Origin of the sequence: Bradyrhizobium sp. 195, assembly GCF_023101665.1 — a bacterium.
In the GTDB taxonomy this organism is placed as follows: Bacteria; Pseudomonadota; Alphaproteobacteria; order Rhizobiales; family Xanthobacteraceae; genus Bradyrhizobium.
Map to the genome: position 1 here is coordinate 4,513,210 of NZ_CP082161.1, position 26,191 is coordinate 4,539,400.

Consider the following 26,191-nt stretch of genomic DNA (forward strand, 5'->3'; position numbering starts at 1 on the left):
GCGAAGCGTAATCCGGGAATCTCGCGTCTCGACGGCTGGCCCCCGGATTGCGCTGCGCTCCATCCGGGCTACGCACCAGATCAATTGACGAGGTCGAGGCTCATGAACTGGTTGTGCGGGCTCGCCTGGTAGTCGGCGAACGGCTCGCAGGGGACGAAGCCGACGCTGCGGTAGAGTGCGACGGCGGGAACGTGCAGCGGCGCCGTGCCGGTCTCCAGGCTGAGACGCGCATAGCCTCGCTTGCGAGCTTCGCCGATGATGTGGAGCAGGATCGCGCGACCGACCCCGGTCCCACGCGCGGCCGGCGCGGCGCGCATCGACTTCACTTCGCCGAGTGTCTTATCCAGCTGCTTCAGGGCACCGAAACCAACCAGCATATCGCCGTGCCAGACGGTCCAGAACGTCACGTTCGGAGCCGACAGACCGCTCGCATCCAGCGCTTGCGCGTGCTCGCCCATGACACTGCGGAGCTCTTCCAGATGATGGGTCAGCAGATCGGCGACGTGCGGCGCCTTCGGATCGTCCTGCCTGATTTCCATGGCGCGCCCTTGCATCACGTAGCCGTCTTCGCCGCATTCCACAGCGCGTCCATCTCCGCCAGCGACGCCTGTTCGAGCGTCCGGCCCTGTGCCTCCAGCGCCCGCTCGATATAGGCAAAGCGCCGCTCGAATTTCGCGTTCGTCGCGCGAAGGGCTGCTTCCGGATCGGCGTCGACATGACGGGCGAGGTTGACGAGGGCGAACATCAGATCGCCGGTCTCTTCGGCGATCTCCTGCTTGTCGTTGCGGTCGAGCGCGGCCTCGATCTCGTCGGCTTCCTCGCGGATCTTTGCCAGCACCGCGCGTGGGTCGTTCCAGTCGAAGCCGACGGTGGAAGCCTTGCGCTGCAGCTCCAAGGCGCGCGTCAGCGCGGGCTGGCCGGCCTTCACCCCCGCGAGCAACGATTTGTGCGTCGGCGTCTCTTCCGGCGGCCGGCGCGCGGCGCGTTCGGCCTTCTCCTCGGCCTTGATGCGGTCCCAGACTTCCTTGACGTGAGAGGAGGCGAGATTGCCGTCCTTGTCGGCGAAGACATGGGGATGGCGGCGGATCATTTTTCGCGTGATGGCCTCGACGACATCGCCGAAAGCAAAGGCGTTCTGCTCCGAAGCCATCTGGGCGTGGAACACCACCTGGAGCAGGAGGTCGCCGAGCTCCTCACGGAGATCGTCGAGATCGCCGCGGCTGATGGCCTCGACCACCTCGTAGGCCTCCTCGATCGTATAGGGCGCGATCGTCGCAAAATCCTGTTCGAGGTCCCAGGGACAGCCGGTCTCCGGCGTGCGCAGCGCCGCCATGATCTCGATCAGGCGGGAAATATCGCGGGAAGCCTTCATGTCATGAAATTCCATACAACCAAACACCGGTGCCATGCGCTTCGGGAAAGACAGCTAATGGAAATCCGACGGTGAACCCTGTCTCGAAGGCCCCCATGCATAAGCCTCTTCCGGGTTGTCGAACGGTCGGATCATCGGCTCCGAGAAGCCAAGCACCTCATAGCAGTAATCGCTACCGACGAAGGAGAAATGTCGTGGCTTCCGGCCGACTGGATCGGTAGCGGCATATGCGCTCAGCAGCGCGGAGCTTTTGGCTTCCTTAATGTAAACACCCCCATCGTACATTCCTGCGCTGTCACCATGATTGGCTACCGAGTAAATCATCTCATCAAAGCCCGCATAAATCTCGCAGGACAATTCGATGCCATAAGCGCGACGACTGGGATTTGGTGCGACGACAATTAGGTAGAGCACGCCGCGCCAAAGTCCTTGGTCGAAAACATAGGGTGGGCGTTCGATGCCGTCGATAATCGACTCGTATGGCCGCCATCTAAGAGTGGGATCAGGGAACAAGCCGCCTCCACGCTAGGTTTGCCTTCGCATCCGAAAGCCGACATCTCGGTCCTAATACGTACACGCCCTAATTGACCAGTTGATTGTCCAAGTCATAGCTGCCTCCGGGCGGCTTTTTCTTTGGCTGAAACTTTTGTGTACATCGGTTGTCCCAGGGGCAGCCGGTCACCGGCGTGCGCAACGCCGCCATGATTTCGATCAGGCGGGATATGTCGCGGGAAGGGGTCATTGCGGGGCGCTCTCCTGGGTCCCAGCCTTATGCCAAAAGCGGGCCGCCGTTCCCAGCGTAGGCGTCCGCAACGGGTCGATTTCCACCGATTGGCTGATGGGTTCCACAGTGCTAAAGCGCGGGGCCATGAGTGACGCATTTTCCTCCGAAACCGCCTTGGTGCTGTTCTCCGGCGGCCAGGATTCCACCACCTGCCTCGCCTGGGCGCTGAGCCGCTTTGCCCGGGTGGAGACGCTGGGGTTCGACTACGGCCAGCGCCACGCCATCGAGCTCGATTGCCGCGATCGGCTGTTCGATGGCATCAAGGGTCTTCGCGCAGACTGGGCCGCAAAGCTCGGCGAGAGCCACACGCTGTCGATCCCGACGCTGGCGGCGGTGTCCGAGACCGCGCTGACGCGCGACGTCGCGATCGCGATGGGCGCCGACGGCCTGCCCAACACCTTCGTGCCCGGCCGCAATCTGGTGTTCCTGACGTTTGCGGCGGCGCTGGCCTACCGGCGCGGCATCACGCATATCGTCGGCGGCATGTGCGAGACCGACTATTCCGGTTATCCCGATTGCCGCGACGACACCATCCGCGCCATGCAGGCTGCGCTCTCGCTCGGCATGGCCAGATCCTTCGAGCTGCATACGCCCTTGATGTGGATCGACAAGGCCGCTACGTGGCAACTCGCGCAGGATCTCGGCGGCGAGGGGCTGGTCGATCTCATCCGCGAGCACTCCCACACCTGCTATCTCGGGACGCGCGGCGCGCAGCACGATTGGGGCTATGGCTGCGGCGAATGTCCGGCGTGCAGCCTGCGGGCGAAGGGATGGCGGGAGTTCGTGGCGGGGCGCTGATGGGGCGCTCCAACCTCCGCTGTCATTCCCCGCGAAGGCGGGGAAGCCAGTATCCCAGAGACCTCGCTCGGGCCGAGGCCGCGGCGTACTGGGTCGCCCGGTCAAGCCGGGCGACGACGGAGGAGAGAGCTCACGCTCCATCAACGCGTCATTGCGAGGAGCCCTTGCGACGAAGCAATCCAGGACTGCCGCCGCGGAGGGATTCTGGATTGCTTCGCTGCGCTCGCAATGACGAGATTGTGGCGCGAGCGGAGCTTACCTAAAATCCTCAGGCCGCAGCTCAATCGGCTTGCCATGCGGCGTGCGGTCCGCGGCGTGGTCCCAGGCCTCGCGATAACGATGCAGCGTGTCCATCGACGCAACGCCCTTGCGTGCGACCAATCCTTCGAGTGTGGCGAGCCAGTGCAGGTAATAGGTCTCGCCCGTATCAGGATCACCCGCAGCCTGCGCGCGCTTGATCTCGGAGGCGAGGCTGGCTGCCCATTCCGGCCAGGTGAACACGCCGCGCTCGTGCAGCGTCAACGCCATTGCGAAGGCATGCGCCTCCCAGGGCGCGCGGAACACCGGGCCGTCGTCGTCGCGCGGAATGCTCGGGATCGCCGCTGTCGCGGCGGCAGCGGCGCTACCGCTCATCAGGCCGAATCCAGATAGGGCTCGAAGGCGTCAATTGAGACCTTCAGCGTGGGATCGCCATCCTCGCCCCAGAGATCACGACCCTCAAACACGACGGTGTAGAGCCATTGCGGGCTCTCGCCGAGCTCCATCGCCGCCGTGTCGGGAAACACGTGGCAGCCGTGGTTGAGCTCGACGACACCGACATGGCCGCGCACATAGCGCGGCAGGCGGGTGTGCGTGGTTGGGTGGATGTTCCTGGCACGCACGCGGTCGCCAATGTTGAACTTGGCGGGAGCCGGGGCCGGGCGGGCGAACTTGCCGCGCACCATGATGCGCTCAACGTTCGCGAGATCGAACTTGCCGTGCTTGAGCGTCTTTGCGGGCTGCATCGCATGGCCGGCGGCGACCTCGTCCCGCGTGAGGTAGCCCTTCTCGATCAGCATCTCCTCGAGCCCGAGGAACCATTTCTTGTAATAGGAGCTCGACAGGTAGACATGCGGCGGTAGCGTCTCGCGATAGAAGCGCGAGGTGTCGATGTTGAAGGCGCCAGCCGCGCCCATCGCGCGCACCATCGCCAGCACGCGGGCTTCCCATTCCTCGTGGAACATCGGTTCGTTCGGCTCGGGCTCGACCTTGCCGAACCCGTCCATGCCGCCCATGTCGTGCACGCCGTTCACGAGGGCGCTCCGGGTGTCCTGGGAAAGCCGGTCCCGATCATGGAGTCGCGGGTGACGAGTTCGGCGAGCTGCTCCTCGCTCCAGCCTTCGGTGCCTTCGGGGCGCATCGGCAGCACCAGGAAGCGCGTCTCTGCCGTCGAGTCCCATACCCGGATCTCCATGTCCTTGGGCAGGGCGACGTCGAAATCGGCGAGCACGCCGCGCGGGTCCTTCACGGCACGGGACCGGTAGGGCGCAGCCTTGTACCAGACCGGCGGCAGTCCGAGCATTTCCCAGGGGTAGCAGGAGCACAGCGTGCACACGACCATGTTGTGGCGCTCAGGCGTGTTCTCGACCACGACGAGATGGTCGCCCACCCGGCTGACATGGCCGAGCGTGCCGATCGCTTTGGAGCCATCCTCCAGCAGAGCCTGCTTGAAGGCCGGATCGGTCCACGCCTTGGCGACGACGCGGGCACCGTTGTGCGGGCCGATCTTGGTCTCATAGGCCTGGATGATGGCATCGAGCGCGGCGGGCTCGACATAGCCTTTTTCGGTCAGGATCGTCTCGAGCGCGCGCACGCGCAGCTCGGTCTCCGACAATTCGGAATGATCGTGATCGTGGTGATGGTCGTGATCGTGGCTCATGGTCGGGAAGATAGGGGCAATGGGCCCTGCCTGTCGAGTATGCGTTGCGGCGCAACCGGGTCCCATATTCGTGAGGCCGGATGTAGGCTAGCATCGCCGCACGGCAGATCGGGAGACGTTGGTGACGGACTACGTGAAGATCGAAAAGGGCCTCGGGCCCGAGGGACGGATCGCGGTGGTGCGTTTCGACCGCGGCGACGGCATCAATGCGCTGTCGCCGGAGGCGCTGCGCCAGCTCACCGCTGCGGCGCGCAGCTTCGAGGATGATGCTGCGACCTCCGTCGTCGTGCTGACCGGCAGCGCGAGCGCATTCAGCGCCGGCTTCGACCTGAAGGATGCCGAGGGACGCGCACGCAAGGACATGGATCTCGGCACGCTGCGGCGCCACCTCAAGCTCGGGCCACGTCTGACCCACGCCTGGCAGGAGATGGAGCAGATCACGATTGCGGCGATCGAGGGCTTTTGCGTCGGCGGCGGTGTGGCGCTGGCCGTTGCGCTCGACTTCCGTGTCATGGGGAGCAACGCCCATCTGCGCGTGCCCGAGATCGGGCTCGGCATGAACATGAGCTGGCAGAGCATCCCGCGCATGCTGCATCTGATCGGGCCCGCCCGCACCAAGCAGGCGGTGATCCTGGCCGATCAGCGCATCTCTGCGGAGGAAGCCCATGAATGGGGTCTGGTGGAGCACGTCGTCGATCCCGGCCATGCGTTCGATGCCGCCATGGATCTCGCCCGGAAGGTCGCCGTGCAGCCGCCGCTCTCGGTGACGATGACGAAACTCACCGTCAACCGGCTCGCACATGCGCTTGACGATCTCGCCAGTCACATGGACGTCGACCAGTTCGCGCTCGCTGGCTTCAGCGAGGATCACAAGGAGGGCGTCGATGCGTTCCTGGCCCGCCGCAAGCCGCGCTTCAAGGGGCGGTAGAAACCGACGTCGGACCATTGATCGCATCGCGGACAATCCGTATACGCCGCGCAGGGACAAAAGCAGCCCGGACAACGGGCGCACGATGTGACGGCAATCGAGGGGAGGGCTCATGGCCACTGGTTCACAGGCGCCTGAAGCAAAAGGGTTTCGCTGGAAGCTGGTCGCACCGCTCGTCGTGTGGCTGGCCATCTATCTGTGGCCGGTGCCCTCAGGGCTCAACGTCAATCAGTGGCACTATTTCGCGGTGTTCGCGGCCGTCATCACCGGGCTCATCCTGGAATCGATGCCGGTTGGCGCGGTCGGATTCATCGGCCTGACGGTCGCAGGCGTCGCTGGCTATATCGATCCCGATCCGACCAAGTCGCTGCGCTGGATGCTGGCAGGCTTTGCCGAGAGCACGGTCTGGTTGATCGTCGGCGCCTTCGTGTTCTCGATCGGCTATCGCAAGAGCCAGCTCGGCCGGCGCATTGCCCTGGTGCTGGTGCAGCGGCTCGGCCGCAACACGCTCGGCCTTGGCTATGCGGTGGCGATGTCGGACTTCCTGCTCGCGCCGGCGACGCCGTCGAACACCGCCCGCAGCGGCGGCATCGTCTATCCCATCATCAGCAACATTCCGCGCATCTATGGCTCCGAGCCGGGGCCGACCGCCGGCAGGATCGGCACCTATGTGATGTGGACGGCGTTTGCCGCGACCGCCGTCACCAGCTCGCTGTTCTTCACGGCCCTTGCGCCCAACGCGGCGGCGCTGGCGATCGCCAAGAAGACGGTCGGGGTCGAGGTCAGCTGGGGCCAGTGGTTTCTCGGCTTCGCGCCGCTCGGCATACTCCTGATGGTGCTCGTGCCGCTGCTCAGCTACGCGGTGTGCCGCCCCGAGGTGAAACGCAGCCCAGAGATCACCGAATGGGCGGCGAAGGAACTCGCCGAGATGGGCCCGATGTCGCGCAATGAGTGGATCATGCTCGCCCTGATCGTGCTCGCGATGTTCCTGTGGATCGCGGGCTCGAGCCCGGACATTCATGTGCCCGTCCTCGGCTCGAACTTCGTCAATGCCACCACCGTCGTGTTCATCGTGATCTCGCTGATGCTGGCGACCGGCGTGATCGAGTTTGCCGACATCGTCAGCGAGAAGAGCGCCTGGGAGGTGTTTTTCTATTTCACCTCGCTGCTGACGCTGGCCTCCGGCCTCAACGAGATCGGCTTCATCAAATGGTTCGCGACCGAATACGCAAAGCCGCTCGCCGGGCTATCGCCGTCGACCGCGATGCTGCTGCTGGTCGCGCTGTTCTTCTGGATCCACTATTTCTTCTCGAGCATCACCTCGCATGCCGCCGCCGTGCTGCCCGTCGTGCTCGCGGTCGGATCGGGCATCCCCGGTCTGCCGGTCACGACGCTGGCCATGCTCTGCATGTACTCGCTCGGCCTGATGGGCGTGATCTCGCCTTACGCGACCGGACCCGCGCCGATGTATTTCGGCAGCGGCTTTATCGGAAAGGGCCAGTTCTGGGGTTTTGGCCTGATCTTCGGGCTGCTCTATTTCGCCGGGCTGCTGCTGATCGTGCTGCCCTGGCTGCAGATGGGATGAGCCCGGCGGGAGGCTGAGACCCCCGGGTGAAGAAATTTTCTTCTCCGGGGAGGGATTGGGGAATCTTCGTCCATCTCCTCGCAAATATCTGACATTGCAAGAAAGACTGGAAAAGGCGATGGTGTGTGCTGCGGTGCAGCGCGCGCCCCTTTGAGGCGTTTGCTGCTGTTCCACCCCCCAGTCGCTGATACGACCCGGCTCTCATTTGCCTTTTCGGGTGGGCGAAAGAACTATTATGCATGAAGGCCATCTCCATGAACGCGCTCATCAATCGCTCGCCGTCGGACAGCTGATAGCGCCGCCTGAAGCGATTGCTCCTGCCGCAGCTGACCCGGACGCGATGGTCCGTTTCGCCGGCATCTCGAAGACCTATCCGGCTTACCGGGGCAAGCCGGGCGTCAACGCGCTGCAAGACATCGACTTCGCCATCCCGCGCGGTTCCATCACCGGTGTGATTGGTCGCTCCGGCGCCGGCAAGTCGAGCCTGGTGCGGCTCATCAACGGGCTGGAGAAGCCGACCACGGGACGCGTGATCGTGGACGGCCGCGATATCTCGGCACTGGCGGGCCGCGAGCTGCGCCTGGCGCAGCGCTCGATCGGCATGATCTTCCAACATTTCAACCTGCTGTCGTCGCGCACCGCGGCCGACAACATCGCGCTGCCGCTCGAGATTGCCGGCTGGGCCAAGGCCGATATCAAGGCCCGCGTCACGGATCTGCTCGCGCTCGTCGGCATCGCCGACAAGCATGACCGCTATCCGTCAGAACTCTCCGGCGGCCAGAAGCAGCGCGTCGGCATCGCCCGTGCGCTGGCGACGCGGCCGAGCGTGCTGCTGTCGGACGAGGCGACCTCCGCACTCGATCCGCAGACCACGCGCGCGATCCTCGATCTGCTGGCGAACATCAACCGCGAGCTCGGGGTGACCATCGTGCTGATCACCCACGAAATGTCCGTGGTGCGCCAGCTCGCCAAGGAAGTCGTGGTGCTCGATGCCGGCCATGTGGTCGAAAGCGGCCATGTCGCCGACATCTTCACGCACCCGAAGCATCCGATCACGCAATCCTTCCTGGCCGAGGTCATCGGCGATAGCTTGCCCGTCTCGCTGGCGAGCCGGATCGTGGCGGCGCCGTCGGCCGGCGGACAGGCCGTGATTCGTCTCCAGGTGCGCGGGGCAGGGGCGGGCGACACCCTGATCGCGCGGCTCGCCCGCGAGCTCGGCCTCGACGTGGCGCTGCTGTCGGCCCGCATCGACGAGATCGGCGGCCAGCATGTGGGCTCGCTCGTTCTCGGCATTCCCTTCGATATGTCCAGCGGCGAGGACGCCGTGACGCGGACGCTGGCCTTTTTGTCTCAACATCAATTCCCGGCGGAGCGTCTCGGCTATGTCGCCTGAACTCATCAACCTGATCATCCAGGCGACCTTCGAGAGCCTGTACATGGTCGGCATCGCGGCACTGCTCGGCACTGTCTTCGGCCTGCCGCTCGGCGTCTTCCTCGCCACCAGCCGCAAGGGCGAGCTGTTTGCGGCTCCCATCGTCAATCGCGTGCTCGGCATCGTCGTCAATGCGACGCGGTCGACGCCGTTCATCATCCTGGTCGTCGCCATCATCCCGTTCACGCGCCTCATTGCCGGCACCTCGATCGGATCGAGTGCAGCGATCGTGCCACTGACGATTGCGTCGGCGCCGTTCATCGCGCGTCTGGTCGAAGCCGCCATCCGTGAGGTCGATGGCGGCCTGATCGAGACCGCGTCCTCATTCGGCGCCTCGCCGCTTCAGATCGTGTTCAAGGTGCTGATCCCCGAAGCGCTGCCGGGCCTGTTGCTGGCGCTGACGCTCGCAGTGGTCAGTCTGCTCGGCTATTCCGCGATGGTCGGCGCGGTCGGCGGCGGGGGCTTGGGTGACCTCGGCATCCGCTACGGCTATCAGCGCTTCATGCCGGAGATGATGCTGGCCGTTGTCGTCGTGCTGATCGCGCTGGTGCAGCTCGTTCAGAGCGCCGGCGATTATCTGGCGCGCCGGGTCAATCGCCGGCTGCGGCATCACTGAGCCGGATCACGCGGCACGCCTCGCCCGCCGCATCGTCTCCGAGGGCAGCTCGGAGAAGTGGCGCTTATAGTCGAGCGAGAACTGGCTGAAGTGCCAGAAGCCGTGCTGCACGGCGACGTCGTAGACGGATGTCCCGGCGCCGCCGGCGCGTTTCAGGTCGCGCCGAACCCGGTTCAGCCGCATCGCGCGCCAATAGTGCATCGGACTCGTGCCCAAGACCTCCTGGAAGCAATAGCCGAGCTTGCGCGGGCTGGCGCCGACCGCCGTGCAGACCTCCAACAACGACAGCGACCGATCGCCACTGCCGTGCATCAGCTCGCGGGCGCGATCGACGGTCCGCCTGCGCGCCGCGGCGCTGCGGCCGGGATCGCTCGGCCGTGCCGTCGGCAGCATGTCCATGATCTCCAGGAGGAGAGCATCCTCCAGCGCCTGCCGTGCCGAGGGATCGTCAAACTGCCCGGGTGCGGTCGTGATGGTCTCGTGAATTGCGGTGAGATGCGCGCGTAGCCGGGCGACCGGCGCCTCCGCCATCTCGATCACCTGCAACCGATGCCAGGCGCGGCGCGGCAGCGCGATGTCGAGGCTGGCGGCAAGCTGCTCGATCAGCGCCGCGCTGGCGACGACGCCGCGCAGCTCGAATGCCCTCGGCGTGCACATATCGACCTCGGCATCGATGCAGGCGATCACCTGCGCGCCCGTCGCGTTCGCTCCGTCGCAATTGACCTCGCCGTCACCGTGCCAAGGCAGGCCGATGCCAAAGCTACCGGCACCCAACTGGCCGTATTGGCGGACCTGCTGGCTGGTGATTTCGCGAAACACGTCGAGCCGGGGCAGGGCGAGCTGGGTGAAACTGCCCTTGAATGCGCCGGCGCTGATCTGGTCGTAGCTCAGGCGCCAGCGGCCGAGCGCGGCGCAGTGCTCGTCAACGTCCGTGCTGCTGGCCTGGAACAGGCTGGCAGCCGAGTCTTGAATCGGAGAAGTTGCGCTTAAGGCCATGACAGCACGTCGAAATTTGCCAGGCAAAATTAGCAAGAACTTCGCCAAGACTGGGCATGGCCATCGCCCGTGTCCAGCAAAATATTGCTGGATCTCGATAACGCCGGGTGGCGCCCGGGGTGCAGTCTTGCTCGCTCGCCGTCCCAGCATCGCCGCTGGTGGCGCTTCGCGGAGGATCAAGATGCGGCCGACCGAGATCATGCGTGGCAGCCCGCCGGCGCCCGAGGCCCTGGTGACGCGCGCCAACTGGCGCAGCTATCCCGCGATCCGCTGGGGCTTCACCCATACCCGCGAAGTCCTGCCGACGGCCGAGGTTCAGCGCTCGGCGAATCCCAGCCCCATCACCTGCTCGCCGCGTGAGCTGGCAAAGCTCGGCTTCACGGCGCCCGACGGCACGCCCACCACGGTCGAGGCAACCTTGCGCGAAACCTTCGCGGACACGCTGCTCGTGATGCACCGGGGCACGCTGATCCACGAATGGTATGGCGACGGCATGAGTGCGGCCACGCCGCATCTGATCTGCTCCATCAGCAAGGCGATCGCCGGCACCTTGGGCGGCGTGCTGGCGGCACGTGGCCTGGTCGATCCCGAGGCGAGGGTGGTGCGCTACGTGCCGGAACTCGAGACCTCGGTCTACGGCGGCTGCACCGTCCGCAATCTCCTCGACATGGCCGTCGCCATCAAGTTCGAGGAGGATTACGAGGACCCCGCCGGCGACGTCGCGCGCTATCGCTTTTCCTCGGGCTGGGACATGCCGCCGCCGGGCGTCGAGGCCGGTCACCAGCGCGCCTATCTCACCACGCTACGCGGGACAGGGAAACCGCACGGCAAAGTGTTCCATTACGTCTCGCCCAACACCGAAGTGCTCGGCTGGGTCTATGAGCGTGCCTGCGGTATGCCATACCAGCATATTCTGTCCGAATATCTCTGGCAGCCGATGGGCGCAGAGGAAGACGGCTCCCTGACACTCGATAGCCACGGCATGGGCCGCATTGCCGGCGGTCTCTCCGTCACCGCGCGCGATCTCATCCGCTTTGGTGAGATGATCCGTTGCCGTGGCGTCGTCCAGGGACAACAGGTGGTGCCCGGCTGGTGGATCGACGACATCCGTGAAAACGGCGATCCCAAGGCTTGGGCTGATGGCGATCTCGCCGAATTCTTCCCGGGCGCGCGCTACCGCAGCAAATGGTTCACGATCGATCCGTCGCGCAACGCGCTCACGGCGATCGGCATCCATGGCCAGTTGCTCTATGTCGACCTGGACTCGGACACCGTCATCGTCAAGCTCGCGACGCAGCCGAAGGCGATGGACGTACCGATCGACCTGCGCTGGTTCGCCGCCTTCCGCGCCATCACCGCGCATCCCGCTCATGCTTGAGCGATGAGTTCGGCTGGCGACGGCGCACTCGCTGCGCTCCCTCTCCCGCTTGCGGGAGAGGGGTGGGGAGAGGGAGTCTCCGCAGAGAGATTCCCAATGAGGCGAGAACCCTCACCCGCCGCTACGCGGCGACCTCTCCCGCAAGCGGGAGAGGTGAACCGAGCCTGCCGCTGCGGCGCGCCAGGCCTCGCGTGCTGACACAATATTCGGAGAGAGAAAATGCTCGATACCGCCAAAGCCAAACCGCAAGCGCAAGCTGCCGCACCATATCCGCTCGACCCGCTGACTGCCGCGGAGATCACGGCCGCCTGCACGATGGTACGCGCCGCTGTGGCTTCACCCGAGAACTGCCGCTTCCCGACGGTGCGGCTGGAGGAGCCTACCAAGCAGGAGCTGGCCGCGGGCGGAGCACGGCTTCCGCGCCGCGCCTTCGTGATGACGCTGGATGTCGTCACCGGGGAAGCGATCGAGCACATCGTCGATCTCGGCCGCGGCGAGATCGTTGATCGCAAACTCGTCCCCAACCGCGAGGCGCCCTATGGGCAGCCGCCGGTGATGCTGGAAGAGTTCTTCAAATGCGAGGCCGTGGTGAAGGCCGATCCCGGCTGGCGTGCGGCGATGCAGCGGCGCGGGCTCAGCGACAAGGACATCGAGCTGGTTCAGGTCGACCCGTTCTCCTCGGGCTTCTTCGACAACGAGTTCGAGCGCGGCGCCCGCATCGTGCGCGCCGTCAGCTATTTCCGCGAGCACCTCCAGGACAACGGCTACGCCCATCCGATCGAGGGCGTTGTCGCGGTCGTCGATCTGATCGGCGGCAAGGTCATCGACCTCACCGACGAGGATCCGATCGTGCCGATCCCGCGCAAGAAGCGAAACTACGGCGCGCATGAGGTCACGGACCCGCGCACCGACCTCAAGCCGCTGCACATCGAACAGCCCGAGGGCGCGAGCTTTCGCGTCGATGGCTGGAAGGTCGACTGGCAGAAATGGAGCTTTCGCGTCGGCTTCACGCCTCGCGAGGGCCTCGTGCTGCATCAGCTCGCCTACCAGGACGGCGCACGCAAGCGCTCGCTGATTCATCGCGCCAGCGTCACCGAGATGGTGGTGCCTTACGCCGACCCGACCGCCAATCATTTCTGGAAGTCGGCGTTCGATGCCGGCGAATACGGCCTCGGCATGCTCGCCAACGCGCTCGAACTCGGCTGCGACTGCCTCGGCAACATCCACTATTTCGATGTGCCGGCTGCCGACAGCAGGGGCGAGCCCTTCGTCATGCAGAACGCCATCTGCATGCATGAAGAAGACTACGGAATTGCCTGGAAGCACTATGAATTCCGCAACGGCCTGTTCGAGGTTCGCCGGTCCCGGCGGCTCGTGATCTCGTTTTTCGCAACCGTCGGCAATTACGACTACGGCTTCTACTGGTATCTCTACCAGGACGGCACGATCCAGCTCGAGACCAAGCTCACCGGCATCATCCAGACCGCCGCCGTGCAGCCGGGCCAGACATACAAATGGGGCGGCATGGTCGACGACAATCTGGGCGGACCGACGCATCAGCACTTCTTCAACGCGCGCCTGCACATGGACCTCGACGGCGGCGGCAATACCGTCACCGAGCACGACTTCGTGCCGCGGCCTTGGGGCCACGACAATCCGCACGGCAACGTGTTCGACACCACCACGCGCGTTCTGTCGCGCGAGCGCGATGCAGCGGCGATCGCCAACGGCGAGACCGGCCGGTTCTGGAAGATCAGCAATCCCAACGAGACCAGTTCGGTCGGCAATGCTCCCGCCTACAAGCTTGTCGTCAATCCGAGCCCGCTGATGCTGGCGCAGGAGGGCAGCTATGTGCGCAGGCGCGGCGGCTTTGCCACGAAGCACGTCTGGGTGACCGCGTTCGACCCGAGCGAAAAATACGCCAGCGGCGATTATCCCAACGTCCATGCGGGCGGCGACGGCCTGCCGCGCTATGCCGCGCTGAACCGAAACATCGAGAATGCCGACATCGTGGTGTGGCACTCGTTCGGCCACACCCATGTCTGCAAGCCCGAGGACTTTCCGGTCATGCCGGTCGAATATACCGGCTTCATGCTGAAGCCAACCGGCTTCTTTGCGGCCAATGCGGCCGGCGATATTCCGCCGGACCGCAACAGCCGCAGCGTGCTGGCAGGCGAAAAGGGCGCGTCCGCAACTTGTTGTCACGCGAACCCAGGGTAACGTCCAACAGCTCGTGCCTTCGGTCTCGGTCGCAACCCTGATAGGCGATGCAGCCATTGCATGCGGTATCCGGGACAGACCGCCGAACTTCAGTCTGGAAATATTCCAATTCTAAGAAAGCGGCCTCGCAGCACGGATGAGCGCATTCGTCGCACGTGCTGCGCACGTGTCTGGAGAGATTCTAACGCTGTTCCTATCGCGCTCCAAAACCGCCTGCGTTAGGGCGGGCCATCAAAAATGATACCGGCAAAGCCGGCAGTGCGCGGGGCCTCGCAAGACGTGACCGACTTTCAACTTTCTTCGCGTGAGGACACGCCTCGTCGACAGATCCAGATGCTCTTCCTCGGGGCGGTCAGCACATTCGCCGTCGTTATTCCCTTCGGTTCCGTGGAGGCCCAGACGCAGATTCCCGCTGTCACCGTCGATGCGCCAGCCCAGCGCGCCCGTCCTGCAGCGATCGCTCCGTCGCGAAGGGCGGCGACACGGACCTCGCGCGCCAATCGTCGCTCTCCCGCGCAGCAGGCCGCATCAGCCCAGTCGGCCGCATCGGACGGCGCCGCGGGCGAACGCGCCAATGGTCCGGTGCGCGGCTTCGTCGCCACAAGGAGCGGCACCGCGACCAAGACGGATACGCCGCTGATCGAAACGCCGCAGTCGGTGTCCGTCGTCACCACCGACCAGGTCAGGAACCAGGGTGCGGTCTCGATCGGCGAGGCACTGCGCTACACCGCCGGGGTCAGCGGTGACGTCAATGGCGGTTCTGACACCCGGTTCGGCGCGCTGCAGATCCGCGGCTTCGACACAACCATGTCGGGCCTCTACGTCGACGGCCTGCGGATTCCCTCCAGCAACTACGTACATTTCAACGGTCTCGATCCCTACGGCGCCGAGCGCCTCGAGGTTCTCAAGGGACCGTCCTCGGCGATGTATGGCGGCAGCGGCACGGGCGGCATCCTCAACTACGTGACCAAGCTGCCGACTGCGCAGCAGTTCGGCGAAGTCTCGATCTCCGGCGGCAGCTTCAACCGCTATCAGGGCCAGTTCGACATGGGCGGCCCCGCCAACAAGGAAGGCACCGTGCTGTGGCGCCTGACCGGCGTTGTCCGCGATGGCGAAACCCAGGTCGACTTCACCAAGGACAACCGCGTTTTCATCGCGCCCGCCGTCACCTTCAAGCCGAACGAGGACACCACCATCACGATCCTGGCCAACTACCAGCGGGATCGGGCAGGGTGGGGCCTGCAATTCCTGCCGGCCTCGGGCACGGTGTGGCCGAACAACGGCCGCACCATCCCGGTCTCGTTCTTCGCGGGCGTGCCAAGCTTCAACGCCTTCAACACCGAGATCGCGACCGCCGGCTACCAGCTCTCGCACAATTTCACCGACAACATTACGTTCCGGCAGAACCTGCGTTACGCCTATCAGCACAACGAGGAAAAGACCTTCTACGGCACCGGATACACCGACGAAGCGCCAGGGCAGCTGGGGCGTTTCGGCAGCTACAGCAACTCGTACATCAACTCCTTCGCGGTGGACAACCAGCTCCAGGGCAAGTTCACCACCGGCATCCTCAGCCATACCACCCTGGTCGGGATCGACTATCGCAACACCACGTTTCGCGACACCGCCTTTGCCGTCACGACGTCGACGCCGGAGATCAACGTCTTCAATCCGGTCTACAGCTACGACTGGGCCATCGGGGGTCTGTACGACAACACCGGCGTCAAGCAGTCGCAGGTCGGGCTGTATGCACAGGATCAGATCAAGCTCGGCCGGCTCTCGTTCCAGCTCGCCGGTCGCCAGGACTTCGTGACGACACAGCTCGACAGCGGTATGACGAATACGTCGAGCTCGAAGGACGCCTCGGCGTTCACCGGCCGCGCTGGCGTCATGTACAATTTCGACAACGGCATCGCCCCCTATTTCAGCTACTCGGAATCGTTCCTGCCGGTGCTTGCGACCAGTGCGTCCGGACAGATGCTCAATCCCGAGACCGGCGTGCAATACGAGGTCGGTGTCAAATACCAGCCTCTCGGATGGAACGCGCTGTTCACAATCGCCGCGTTCGACCTGACCCGTGACAACGTCGTCGTCTATGTGCCTGCAAGCACCTTTGCCGAGCAGACCGGGCAAGTGAAGTCGCGCGGCATCGAGCTCGAAGGCACGATGTCGCTGGCCGACGGCTGGAACCTGCGTGCCGCCTACGCCTATGTCGATGCCATGGTCACCCAGGATCCGGTCAATGTCGGCAAGGCCCCGGTCACCGTGCCGCTCAACCGTGCTTCGCTGTGGAGCGACTACACGCTCCAAAACGGGCCGGCCGCCGGACTTCAATTCGGCGGCGGCATTCGCTATGTCGGCGCGACCTGGGGCGATGATGCCAATACGTTCAAGGTGGGATCGGCGACCGTGCTGGATGCGCTTGTCGCCTATACCAGGGACAATTGGCGCTTGTCGCTGAACGTCACCAATCTCGCCGACACGCGCTACGTCGCCGCCTGCTACAGCCTGTCGGGCTGCATGTATGCCGAGGGACGGAAAGCCATCGGCAAGCTGACGTACCGCTGGTGAGTTCAATCTGAGGACGGTTGACGGCGAATGCGAGCCGGACCGCTTGATGAGAGTAGACGACCATGAGGGCGATATTCGGCAAGCTGCATCGCTGGGCGGGACTGCTCACGGCCGGATTCCTGTTCTTCTCCGGCATCACTGGCGCGATCATCTCGTGGGATCACGAGATCGATGACGTCCTGAACAGCCATTTGTTCGACGTCACCAGCAAGGGACCGGCGATCCCCTCGATCGAGCTTGCCAAGATGATCGAGCAGCGCGATCCCCGCGCGCGCGTCGTCTACCTCTTCATGACGCCGGAGGAGGGCCATTCGCTGTGGTTCTTCGTCATGCCGCGGATCGATACCGCGACCGGCAAGCGTTACTCGCTCGACTACAATCAGGTCTTCCTCGACCCCAACACTGGCGCGGAGCTGGGCCGGCGCTATTGGGGTGCGGTGTGGCCGGTGACGCGGGAAAACTTCGTCTCGTTTCTCTACAAGCTGCACTACACGATGCATATCCCCGAGTTCTGGGGCAGCGATCGCTGGGGCATGCGCGTGCTCGGCGTGATTGCGATCATCTGGACCATCGATTGCTTCGTCGGCTTCTATCTGACGCTGCCCTCCCGCCGGCGCGCCAGGGCGGCGCGGGCGCCTGCCGTCACGCGCCAGCTCGAGCGCGGCTTCTGGGCTCGCTGGGCACCGGCCTGGACCATCAAGACCTCCGGCAGCGCCTACCGGATCAATTTCGACATCCATCGCGCCTTCAGCCTGTGGACCTGGGGCCTGTTGTTCGTCATCGCCTTCACCGCGTTCTCGCTGAATCTCTATTTCGAGGTGTTCTCGCCGCTGATGAAGATGGTGTCGAATTACACGCCGACGCCCTATGAGCAGCGGCCTTATCGCGATCTCGACAATCCCATCGAGCCCAAGGTCAGCTTCGCCGACATCGCCGCCCGCGCGGCGGCCGACGGTAAGGCGCGAGGGTGGACGATCCCGGTCGGCTCGATCAATTACGGCCCGGCCCATGGCGTCTATGCCGCCGCCTTCTTCCATCCCGGCGACGATCACGGCGCCGGCGGCGTCGGCCCGGCCCAGCTTTATTATGATAGCGAGGATGGCCGCCCGATCGGTGAACGGCTGCCATGGGTCGGCACCGCCGCCGACATCTTCGTGCAGGCGCAGTTTCCGTTGCATTCGGGACGCATCGTCGGCCTGTTCGGCCGCATCCTGATCTCGATCATGGGTCTCGTGGTGGCCGCGCTCTCGGTCACCGGCGTCGTGATCTGGTGGCGCAAGCGCCGCGCCCGGGTCCGCGTGCGCGAGACCGCTGCAATGCGCTTGAATGAGCGGCAACTGACTCCGGCGGAGTAGGGCTAGACGAAGCGATGTTCCGGCAGGCCCTGCGCGACGCCGTGAATGGCAAGCACATGACCGGCCTGAGGCTCGATGCTCAACTGGCGCTGATCCAGGAACTTTCTCGTCGTCGTGACATACAGCGTTTTGAGATCGCTCCCTCCGAAGCACAGGCACGTCGGATTGGTCACGGGCATCGGGATAATGGTATCGATCTGCCCGTCCGGCCGGTACCGCACGACCCGGCCGCCGGAAAAGAAGGCGGTCCATAGCCCGCCGGCAGCATCGACGCACGCGCCGTCAGGTCTTTCCTGAGAAGCGCTATAGTCTGCAAACAAGCGCTTGTTTCGGATCACGCCGTCATCGACATCGAAGTCGAACATCCAGGTGCAGTAGCGTCGCGTGTCCGTGAAATAGAACGTGCGATTGTCAGGCGAGAACGCAATTCCGTTCGTGACGATGACGTCGCCAAAGATGCGCGACATCTCACCGTCGCCCGTCACGCGATACAGCGAGCCGTTCGGACGATGCAACTGATTGTCCATGGTGCCGATCCACAGGCGGCCGCGGGCGTCCACGCGGCCGTCGTTGAGGCGGTTGTCCAGGCCGCGTTCGACCTCGCAGAACTCGGCGGGAGGAGCTTTGTCCGGAACGCGACGAGAGAGGCGCAGATCCTGCGCAAGCAGGTGCGAGCCGTCCGCCGTCAGGGCCTGGCTGCCGAGGAATTGGCCATCATGGGAGGCGACGTGATGGGCGCCCGTCGCCGGATCGAAGGATTGATGAAGCCGGCCGTCGATGTCGATCCACCACAGCTTGCGGGACCGGTCGCACCACAATGGCGTTTCGCCGAGAATATCCGCGCTGGCGACCGCGGTCTCAACCCGATGCGCGGGGATCGTAGCCGGGGTCATCCAGGAATCCTATTCCAGCCGTCGACAACTTGAGTTTTCCTGGCGGGAGCGGGCGGTCAGCCGCTCTTCCAGGAGGACAGCGCATGCGCGACGCAGCCATTGATATGGTCGGTGAGGACGGCCCTCGCCGTCTTGATGTCCCGCTTCAGGGCGCAGTCCAGCAAGGCCTTGTGCTGGTTGATCGTCTCGGCGCCGCGATAGAGCAGCGCATAGCGGAAGTATTTGTCGAACACGACCGAATGGGTGTGCATCAACTCGCGCGAGCCGCAAGCAGAGATCAGCGCCTGGTGAAATTCGCCGTCATAGCGCTTGCGGAGTTCGGGATCGTCGCCCTCGGCGAGGACGGTGCGTTCGGTGGCCGCCAGCTTGTGGTGGGCGGAAACCACGCGGCCCTCCCACTCGACGTCGCCAGCGCGGAACGACTCAGCCATCGCATGGTGCTCCAGCAGGATTCGCAGCTCGGCGAGCTCCCGCAGATTCTGGATCGAGACAGGCGCCACCTCGAATCCACGTTGGCCTTCGGCAACCACAAAACCTTCGGAGGTCAGACGATTGAGGATCTCACGCAATGTGCTGATGCTGACGCCGTAATCTTCCTTCATGGCGTCGAGCCTGAGACGCCCGGATGGCGTGAGCACCCCGAAAATGATGTCGGACCGAATGCGCTGATAGCCGCTGTCGCCCGCCGACAGGGGCCGTTCCTCAACTGCCGTCATGCTTTCCCGATCCCACTTCCCGATCGCTGCCGCTCGTGCGGAGGGTCGAACATCAATGTTGACAGCAATATAGCAGACCTAAGATGCCTGACGTCTACCAAAATATCATATGAAGCCATGATCATCATTTGACATGTAGATTCATGTATGTTCTCTAAATGGCCAGAGGGCGCGAAAGACGGCTTAAGCCGCGGTTCGTGCTCGCTCGCATAGGGGAGGAAGCGATGAGCTTGTTGGTACGGGCGCTGTCTGCGACGGCGATCTGCGTGGCGCTGACGGTCGGCGCATCTGCCGAGGATATTCAGGAGCGCACCATCAGGTGGGGCCACCTGAACAATACCGATCACCCCGTGAGCCAGGGCGTGCAGAAGTTTGCCGAGATCCTGCTCTCCAAGAGCGGAGGCAAGATGAAGGTCCGCGAGTTCGCGGCCTCGCAGCTTGGCAACGAGTTGCAGCAGCAATCCGCGCTACGCGGCGGCACCCAGGAGATGCTGTCGGCCTCGACGACCTCGCTCGCAACCGTCATTCCCGAGTTCGGCCTCATCGATTTCCCGTTCCTGTTCAACTCGACCGAGCAGGCCGATGCTCTCGGCACCGGCAAATTCGGCAAGGCGATGCTCGACACGCTGCCGGCGAAGGGGCTGGCGGGCCTCGGTTATTGGGGCCTCGGCTTCCGCAACGTCACCAACAGCACCCGCCCGATCACCAAGATCGAGGACTTCGCGGGGCTCAAGCTTCGCGTCATTCCGAATCCGGTTTATCTCGAAAGCTTCAGCGCCTTTAAGGCGAACCCCGTCCCGATGGCGTTCGGCGAGCTGTATTCGGCGCTGGAGACCCGCACCGTCGACGGTCAGGAGAATCCCTACACGGTCATTCTCTCGAACAAATTCTACGAAGTGCAGAAGTACGTTTCCGCCACAAATCACACCTTCACCCTGAACATCATTTTGGTGAGCAAGGCATTCTGGGACAAGCTGTCGCCGACCGAGCAGCGCCTGATGCGCGAGGCTTATGAAGAAAGCCGCGGTTACCAGAAGGAGCAGACGCGTCTTCAGACCGAAAAGGCTTTGGCGGAGCTGCAGGCCAAGGGCATGCAGTACAATGCGATCGCTCCCGAAGAGACCGACCGCATGCGGAAGGCGGTTCAACCCGTCGTCGAAAAGATCTCGGCCAACCTTCGTGCCGAGACGGTGAAGCTCTTCAACGAAGAGGTCGAGCGCATCCGCAAGGACGTGAAGTAGCCGCCTTCCTCGTCACGCAGGCGCTGGAGCCGGCGAGTGGCCGGCTCCAGCCCTTGATTTGCCCGGACGTCACGCATGGCGCGAGCTCTCGACCTCTATTGCACGTTCCTGAAGGCCGTCATTGCCGCGTGTCTTGCCGTCATGGTGGTGCTGGTGTTCGGCAACGTCGTCCTGCGCTACGGCTTCAACTCCGGCATCACGATCTCCGAAGAGCTTTCGCGGTGGCTGCTGGTCTGGTTGACCTTCCTCGGCGCAATCGTCGCGATGCGCGAGCACGCGCATCTGGGCGTCGATAGTCTGGTCCGGATGCTGCCGGCTTACGGCAAGCGCATCTGCTTCGTCATCAATTATTGCCTGATGCTGTTTGCCGATTGGCTGCTGCTCTCGGGCAGCTGGCGCCAGACCATCATCAACATCGACGATCGGGCGCCGGCCACGGGTCTTTCGATGGGCATCTTCTATGCGGTCGGCGTAATCTTCGGTGTCTCGACTGCAATCATCCTTCTCTACGACCTGTACCGGGTGATCAGCGGGCAGGCGAGCGAGGAGGACATGGTCGCCGTCAGGGAATCGGAGGAGCAGTGATGCCGTCCGTCGCCATCGCGCCTGCTCATCCGCTTCGCGCCACCCGGATCATGCCATGACGATCGCCGTGTTCACCTTCTCGCTGCTCGGCGCCATGGCGCTGGGCATGCCGATCGCCTTTGCGCTCCTCATCTGCGGCGTCGCGCTGATGAGCACAATCGACATGTTCGACGCCCAGATCGTGGCGCAGAACGTCATCAACGGCGCGGACAGCTTTCCGCTGATGGCGATTCCCTTCTTCATGCTCGCCGGCGAGATCATGAACAAGGGAGGGCTGGCCAAGCGCATCGTCAATGTCGCCCTCGTTGCGGTCGGGCACTTCAGAGGCGGCCTCGGCTACGTGACCATCCTGGCGGCCTGTATCCTCTCGTCGCTTTCGGGATCTGCTGCGGCTGACGCTGCCGCGCTCGCGGCGTTGCTGGTGCCGATGATGGTGGCCGCGGGACACAAGAAGACCTATGCGGCAGGTCTCGTGGCTGCCGGCGGCGTGATCGGCCCGGTCATCCCGCCCAGCATCGGCTTCGTGATCTTCGGCGTCGCCGCCAACGTGTCGATCTCCAAGCTGTTTCTCGCCGGCATCGTCCCCGGCCTGCTGCTTGGGTTGGGCCTTTGCGCCGCCTGGTATTGGGTCGTGCGCAAGGAAGACCTGACGCCGCCGCCGCGGGCCTCGCTGCGTGAAATCCTGCACGCCATCATCGACGGCTTCTGGGCGCTCATGCTCCCCGGGATCATCATCGTCGGCTTGCGCTTCGGCATCTTCACGCCGACCGAGGCCGGCGTCGTGGTCGCGGTCTATTCGTTGTTCGTCGCGACCTGCGTCTACCGCGAGCTGAAATGGTCGCAGGTTTATGCGGTTCTGGTGTCGTCGGCGGTGACGACCAGCGTCGTCATGTTCCTCGTCGCCGCGGCGCTGGTGTCGTCCTGGCTGATCACGGTGTCCGAAATCTCCGCGCAGGTCGTCGATCTCCTCAAGCCTTTCATGGGCAACAACACGATCCTGATGCTCGCGATCATGGTCGTGGTGGTGGTCGTGGGCACGGCGCTCGACATGACGCCGACCATCCTGATCCTGACGCCGATCCTGATGCCAATCATCAAGGCCGCGCACATCGACCCTGTCTATTTCGGCGTGCTCTTCATCATCAACAATTCCATCGGCCTGATCACGCCGCCTGTCGGCATCGTGCTCAACGTCGTCTGCGGCGTCTCCAAGATCAGCATGGAGGACATCATCAAGGGTGTCTGGCCCTTTATGATCGCGCAATTGATCGTCCTGTTCGCGATGGTGCTATTCCCCGGACTGGTGACGATCCCGGCGAAGTGGTTTGGTGGTTAGTCGCGCATTGGCAAAGGACACGAGGAACGAAAATGACCGCACGGATCATGATCCTCAATGGACCCAATCTCAACTTTCTCGGCATCCGCGAGCCTCACATCTATGGCTCGACGACGCTGAAGGAGATTGAAGCCAGCTGTCAGGCCTTGGCCGATCAGCTTGGTGTCTCGATCTCGTTCCACCAGTCCAACATGGAAGGCGAGCTCGTCAGCCTCATCCAATCCGCCCATGGGAAAGCGGATGCGATCATCATGAACCCGGCGGCTTATTCCTTCACCTCGATCGCGCTGATCGATGCGCTGAAGATCTTCGAAGGACCGAAGATCGAGGTGCATATCTCGAACATCCATACACGTGACGAGCTTCACCGCCACTCGATCACGTCGAGCGCCTGCACGGCGGTCATTTGCGGTCTGGGCCCATACGGCTATCTCGCCGCGATGCTCGCAGCTGTCCAGCGGATCGGACAATTGCCCGACACGATCCCGGCCGCTCTTCACGGACTCGCGGCCGCCGGCAAGTCCTGAGCAGGGGAGAGTGGAATGCGCGGAGCGGGATTTCTCGCCATCTGGAGCGACGTCGAGGCGCACGATCTGACTGATTACCGGCACTGGCTGACGCGCGAGCACACCACCGAGCGCGTGACGACCAGGGGCTTCCTGGCCGCCCGTGTCTATCGCGCTGCAAGGGCCGACATCAACCGCTTCTTCATCCTGTACGAGCTGGAAGCGCCCGAGGTTCTCGATGGCGAAGCCTATCTGGCGCGCCTCAACGCGCCGACGCCGTGGTCGCAGCGCATCATGCCGAAGCTCGGCAATTTCATGCGGGGCGGGGGCGTTATGGTCACGCGCGCGGGGAGGGGCGAGGGGGCAACAATCATGGCCCTGCGGATCGAGAAGCTGCCTGGAGATCCGCAAGGAATGGCTCAGGCGCTCGTCGCCTGCGACGGGGTCGCCGCCGTGCAGATCGGCGCGACCGATCAGGCGCGGACCTCGGTGCCGACAGCGGAGAAGGGCATGCGGAAGAACGAGGGATTTTTCGCAGGGCTTTTGCTGATCGAGGCGCTGGACGTGACGTCTTTGCAAGCCGCTCTTCAAAAGGCCGGGGAGATTGCGCCTGACGTCATGGACCACGCGAGCGAGCCGGAGATTTATCAGAGCATGTTCGCGCTCGACGCCCGCATCGCGGACTTCGTTTGAGGGCAATTTCTCGCTAAGGGGAGCACGGCTCTATCAGCCAAGCGGTGCAAACCCGTGCGGGCCGATGAACCTTCCCGCTCCACACTTGCACCAAAGACTGGAAATGGCTTCCCAGCCCGCGGACATCGAATGAAATCGCTTGCCTTGCTCAGCCTGCTCGTCCTGGCGACGCCCGTCCATGCAGCCACGCCCGAGCAGCACTATCTCGACCTGCGCGATCGCTACATCGAGAAATTCTCCAAAGCCAAGGAGAGCGACGAGATCTACAAGCAACATGAGGCCGCGCTGAAGGAGCTGAAAGGCGTGCTGCGCGGCGTGGTGGGACCGGTCGCGATCAAGGGGCTTCCGGCCGAGGGCAAGTCGAGCGTCGATACGCTCTTTCGGAGTGACATCGGCTTCGGCCACCTCGACGGGCTCAGTTTCGCTTCGGAAGGCTACAAGACCCAAGCCGTAGTGACCACGATGACGCTGCTCAAGCACTGGCTGCGCGAGCATCGCGAGGACGGCATGCCGCAGGAGAGCGGCGCAGCGTTCAAGTCCGACCGCTTCTATTATCATGCGATCCAGGACGCCGCCTTCGCCAAATATGCCGAGCTGCCGATCACCAAGCCCGCGGGCACGAGTGCAGCGGTCGCCGTGCTCGGCGTGCGCGGCAATGGTGGGCTCAAGGGAGCGCCGGACGAAATCGACGTCGTGGCGATCAAGGGCGACAAGGTCTTCTTTATCGCCACAAGCGACGCCGTGAAGACAGCCGAAATCCCGGCCTGCGAGCGCGTGTGGAAGCAAATGATGGCGAAGCCCGTCAACAAGAAGGACCCGCGCGGCGACATGGCCAGGGAAGACCAGGCGATGGACGCCTACACAAAATGCTTCGCCAGGGAAGCGCCGGGCCAGAGCTGGTTCGCGGCCGCCGTCAAGAAGGCGCAGAGCCAGCTGGATCTGCTGCCGCTACGCTAGCGCGCGCTCCCGCCCAAATTCCATCCGCGTCCACCTTCGCCAAAGATCTCATAGCCAGTCGGCGTTACCGCGACGGTGTCCTCGAGCTTGATGAAGCCGCGCTTCGGATGCTTCATCGTGGTCTCGATCGACACCACCATGCCGGCTTCGAGCGGCAGGCGGGCGTCGGTGTCCTCGTAGGGAACCGGACCCGTGGCGGTCAGGCGAGGGGCCTCGTGGCTGACGAGACCCATGCCGTGGGCGAGGAAATCGGTGCAGTCGCGCTGGCTGATCTGGGCGAGCTGCCGCTCGGCGGCGACGTAGATGTCGCCGCCCATGGCGCCGGGGCGGACCGCGGCGAAGGCGGCGCGCTGCACCACCTCGATCTCGGCCAGGCAGTCCTTGAGTTCGGCATCTGGCTCGCCCAACACGGCCATGCGCGCGAGATCGCCGATATAGCCATGATAGTTGCCGCCGGAATCCAGCGACAGCACGTCGCCTTGCTCCCAGCGCTGCGACGACGGCGCCCGGTTGTGGCTGTTGCCGCAGGCCAGCAGGCAGTATTCGAAGGTCAGACCGCGGCCTCGGCGATGCGTAATGCGTCCGACAATTGCTGCTTGGTCGTGCCCGGCCCGTGCCCGGCGATCACCTCCAGCATGGAGGCGATGACCAGCTCGGACGCAGTCTTGAGTTTCGCAAGCTCCTCCGCCGACTTCACGGCCCGCAAGCGTTCCAGGATCAGGAGGGCGTCCTTGAGCTCGGCGCCGGGCAGGGCGTCGGCCAGCGCCCGGCCCGCATCCATCGGCAGGAAAGCCAGCTCGACCCCGACCCGCTTCAAGGGCACGCCGGCATCGCGCATCAGGTCAATAGCCCGCGTGACGGCGTCGACAGAGCCGTTGGACTCGGTCCGGACCTGCGGCACCCAGGGCGGCGCCACCGTGCGCTGATGGGTTTCCAGCCGGTGGCCGACGTAGACGGCTTTTTCGGGCGCCCTTGGGATAGACCAGGACCGGCAGATAGCGGCTGACGCCGAGTGCGTCCATGTAATCGAAGAAGATCGCGCGCTCGGCGCCCAACAGGTACTGCACATTGTGCTTGGAGGTCGCGACCAGCACATCGAGGCCGGCCGCGTCCATCAGACGGTCAAGCTTGGCGGCATCGAATGGAATGGCGCGCAAGCGGGCTGCGCAGCCGGCGTTCTCTTGCATGATGGACTCCTTTCAGCGGCGGTTGAGACCGCCTTGTATCGTTGGCCTCTTCAAGACTGCGGCGTCCAGGCTAGCACTAACTCCACCCGCGCGCGTCCCAACTGGACGGCTGGATGAAAAATGG

Annotated in this window: 25 protein-coding genes and 1 pseudogene; 15 read left to right on the forward strand and 11 right to left on the reverse strand. The window is 64.1% G+C overall.

Annotated elements, in window-relative coordinates:
• Positions 1-80 precede the first annotated feature (80 nt).
• The 4 genes from IVB26_RS20835 to IVB26_RS20850 form a co-directional block, all read right to left on the reverse strand.
• Positions 81-539: a GNAT family N-acetyltransferase gene (locus IVB26_RS20835; protein ID WP_247967201.1), complete on the reverse strand. Its 459-nt coding sequence runs from the start codon at positions 537-539 to the stop codon at positions 81-83.
• A 14-nt stretch (positions 540-553) separates the two neighbouring features.
• Positions 554-1,372 carry a nucleoside triphosphate pyrophosphohydrolase gene (gene mazG, locus IVB26_RS20840; protein WP_247967202.1) on the reverse strand — a complete coding sequence of 273 codons (819 nt, stop codon included), beginning with the start codon at positions 1,370-1,372 and terminating at the stop codon, positions 554-556.
• 54 nt (positions 1,373-1,426) lie between these two features.
• Positions 1,427-1,885 (reverse strand): hypothetical protein, encoded by a 459-nt coding sequence (locus IVB26_RS20845; protein ID WP_247967203.1) that lies wholly within the window; start codon positions 1,883-1,885, stop codon positions 1,427-1,429.
• Positions 1,886-1,952: 67 nt separating this feature from the next.
• Complete coding sequence (locus IVB26_RS20850) at positions 1,953-2,114, reverse strand: hypothetical protein (protein ID WP_247973400.1); 162 nt, start codon at positions 2,112-2,114, stop codon at positions 1,953-1,955.
• 126 nt (positions 2,115-2,240) lie between these two features.
• Here IVB26_RS20850 and queC point away from each other — a divergent pair, with 126 nt between their 5' ends.
• Positions 2,241-2,954 (forward strand): 7-cyano-7-deazaguanine synthase QueC, encoded by a 714-nt coding sequence (queC, locus tag IVB26_RS20855; RefSeq protein ID WP_247967204.1) that lies wholly within the window; start codon positions 2,241-2,243, stop codon positions 2,952-2,954.
• Positions 2,955-3,209: 255 nt separating this feature from the next.
• Here queC and IVB26_RS20860 read toward each other — a convergent pair whose 3' ends face one another.
• Genes IVB26_RS20860 through nthA form a run of 3 tightly spaced genes read right to left on the reverse strand, consistent with a single transcriptional unit; the run spans position 3,210 to position 4,872 of the window.
• On the reverse strand, positions 3,210-3,587 hold the full coding sequence (locus tag IVB26_RS20860; protein ID WP_247967205.1) for a nitrile hydratase accessory protein: 378 nt from the start codon (positions 3,585-3,587) through the stop codon (positions 3,210-3,212).
• Positions 3,587-4,246, reverse strand: a complete 660-nt coding sequence (gene nthB / locus IVB26_RS20865; protein WP_247967206.1) for a nitrile hydratase subunit beta — start codon at positions 4,244-4,246, stop codon at positions 3,587-3,589. Before nthB ends, IVB26_RS20860 begins: the two co-directional genes overlap by 1 nt.
• Positions 4,243-4,872: a nitrile hydratase subunit alpha gene (gene nthA / locus IVB26_RS20870; RefSeq protein ID WP_247967207.1), complete on the reverse strand. Its 630-nt coding sequence runs from the start codon at positions 4,870-4,872 to the stop codon at positions 4,243-4,245. The genes nthB and nthA overlap by 4 nt, the downstream gene beginning before the upstream one ends.
• Before the next feature lie 121 nt (positions 4,873-4,993).
• Between nthA and IVB26_RS20875 the strand changes: the two genes are divergently transcribed.
• The 4 genes from IVB26_RS20875 (at position 4,994) to IVB26_RS20890 (ending at position 9,433) form a co-directional block, all read left to right on the forward strand.
• The gene (locus tag IVB26_RS20875) at positions 4,994-5,800 is read left to right on the forward strand and encodes an enoyl-CoA hydratase/isomerase family protein (protein WP_247967208.1); all 807 of its coding nucleotides are present in this window, start codon (positions 4,994-4,996) and stop codon (positions 5,798-5,800) included.
• Positions 5,801-5,912: 112 nt separating this feature from the next.
• Positions 5,913-7,385, forward strand: a complete 1,473-nt coding sequence (locus IVB26_RS20880; RefSeq protein WP_247967209.1) for a DASS family sodium-coupled anion symporter — start codon at positions 5,913-5,915, stop codon at positions 7,383-7,385.
• Between the two features lie 340 nt (positions 7,386-7,725).
• Positions 7,726-8,778: a methionine ABC transporter ATP-binding protein gene (locus IVB26_RS20885; protein ID WP_247967210.1), complete on the forward strand. Its 1,053-nt coding sequence runs from the start codon at positions 7,726-7,728 to the stop codon at positions 8,776-8,778.
• Positions 8,768-9,433 (forward strand): methionine ABC transporter permease, encoded by a 666-nt coding sequence (locus IVB26_RS20890; protein ID WP_247967211.1) that lies wholly within the window; start codon positions 8,768-8,770, stop codon positions 9,431-9,433. Before IVB26_RS20885 ends, IVB26_RS20890 begins: the two co-directional genes overlap by 11 nt.
• A 6-nt stretch (positions 9,434-9,439) precedes the next feature.
• On the opposite strand, the gene IVB26_RS20895 is transcribed toward IVB26_RS20890, so the two are convergent.
• On the reverse strand, positions 9,440-10,429 hold the full coding sequence (locus IVB26_RS20895; protein ID WP_247967212.1) for a helix-turn-helix domain-containing protein: 990 nt from the start codon (positions 10,427-10,429) through the stop codon (positions 9,440-9,442).
• Between the two features lie 181 nt (positions 10,430-10,610).
• Here IVB26_RS20895 and IVB26_RS20900 point away from each other — a divergent pair, with 181 nt between their 5' ends.
• The 4 genes from IVB26_RS20900 to fsrB all read left to right on the forward strand — a co-directional run bounded on the left by IVB26_RS20900 (position 10,611) and on the right by fsrB (position 17,953).
• Positions 10,611-11,807 carry a serine hydrolase domain-containing protein gene (locus IVB26_RS20900; RefSeq protein WP_247967213.1) on the forward strand — a complete coding sequence of 399 codons (1,197 nt, stop codon included), beginning with the start codon at positions 10,611-10,613 and terminating at the stop codon, positions 11,805-11,807.
• A 219-nt stretch (positions 11,808-12,026) separates the two neighbouring features.
• Entirely contained in the window at positions 12,027-14,027 is a 2,001-nt protein-coding gene (locus tag IVB26_RS20905; RefSeq protein WP_247967214.1) for a primary-amine oxidase, read from the forward strand.
• 582 nt (positions 14,028-14,609) lie between these two features.
• Complete coding sequence (locus IVB26_RS20910) at positions 14,610-16,598, forward strand: TonB-dependent siderophore receptor (RefSeq protein WP_247973231.1); 1,989 nt, start codon at positions 14,610-14,612, stop codon at positions 16,596-16,598.
• A gap of 62 nt (positions 16,599-16,660) precedes the next feature.
• On the forward strand, positions 16,661-17,953 hold the full coding sequence (fsrB, locus tag IVB26_RS20915) for a siderophore utilization protein FsrB (RefSeq protein WP_247967215.1): 1,293 nt from the start codon (positions 16,661-16,663) through the stop codon (positions 17,951-17,953).
• Positions 17,954-17,955: 2 nt separating this feature from the next.
• Here the strand turns inward: fsrB and IVB26_RS20920 are convergent, their stop codons facing one another.
• Together IVB26_RS20920 and IVB26_RS20925 are read right to left on the reverse strand one after the other, a co-directional pair.
• Entirely contained in the window at positions 17,956-18,846 is an 891-nt protein-coding gene (locus tag IVB26_RS20920; protein ID WP_247967216.1) for an SMP-30/gluconolactonase/LRE family protein, read from the reverse strand.
• A 56-nt stretch (positions 18,847-18,902) separates the two neighbouring features.
• Entirely contained in the window at positions 18,903-19,562 is a 660-nt protein-coding gene (locus IVB26_RS20925) for a GntR family transcriptional regulator (RefSeq protein ID WP_247967217.1), read from the reverse strand.
• Positions 19,563-19,786: 224 nt separating this feature from the next.
• Between IVB26_RS20925 and IVB26_RS20930 the strand changes: the two genes are divergently transcribed.
• From IVB26_RS20930 to IVB26_RS20955, 6 genes are all read left to right on the forward strand, one after another.
• Positions 19,787-20,803, forward strand: coding sequence for a TRAP transporter substrate-binding protein (locus tag IVB26_RS20930; protein ID WP_247967218.1), 1,017 nt, complete (start codon positions 19,787-19,789; stop codon positions 20,801-20,803).
• 75 nt (positions 20,804-20,878) lie between these two features.
• Positions 20,879-21,388, forward strand: coding sequence for a TRAP transporter small permease (locus IVB26_RS20935; protein WP_246920728.1), 510 nt, complete (start codon positions 20,879-20,881; stop codon positions 21,386-21,388).
• A 55-nt stretch (positions 21,389-21,443) separates the two neighbouring features.
• Positions 21,444-22,724 carry a TRAP transporter large permease subunit gene (locus IVB26_RS20940; RefSeq protein WP_246920731.1) on the forward strand — a complete coding sequence of 427 codons (1,281 nt, stop codon included), beginning with the start codon at positions 21,444-21,446 and terminating at the stop codon, positions 22,722-22,724.
• A 32-nt stretch (positions 22,725-22,756) separates the two neighbouring features.
• On the forward strand, positions 22,757-23,251 hold the full coding sequence (aroQ, locus tag IVB26_RS20945) for a type II 3-dehydroquinate dehydratase (RefSeq protein ID WP_247967219.1): 495 nt from the start codon (positions 22,757-22,759) through the stop codon (positions 23,249-23,251).
• A 15-nt stretch (positions 23,252-23,266) separates the two neighbouring features.
• Positions 23,267-23,923, forward strand: coding sequence for a hypothetical protein (locus IVB26_RS20950; protein ID WP_247967220.1), 657 nt, complete (start codon positions 23,267-23,269; stop codon positions 23,921-23,923).
• Positions 23,924-24,052: 129 nt separating this feature from the next.
• Entirely contained in the window at positions 24,053-24,880 is an 828-nt protein-coding gene (locus tag IVB26_RS20955) for a hypothetical protein (protein WP_247967221.1), read from the forward strand.
• Here IVB26_RS20955 and IVB26_RS20960 read toward each other — a convergent pair.
• Positions 24,877-26,067, reverse strand: a pseudogene (locus IVB26_RS20960) (M24 family metallopeptidase). The gene IVB26_RS20955 and the pseudogene IVB26_RS20960 overlap by 4 nt on opposite strands.
• Positions 26,068-26,191: the final 124 nt, after the last annotated feature.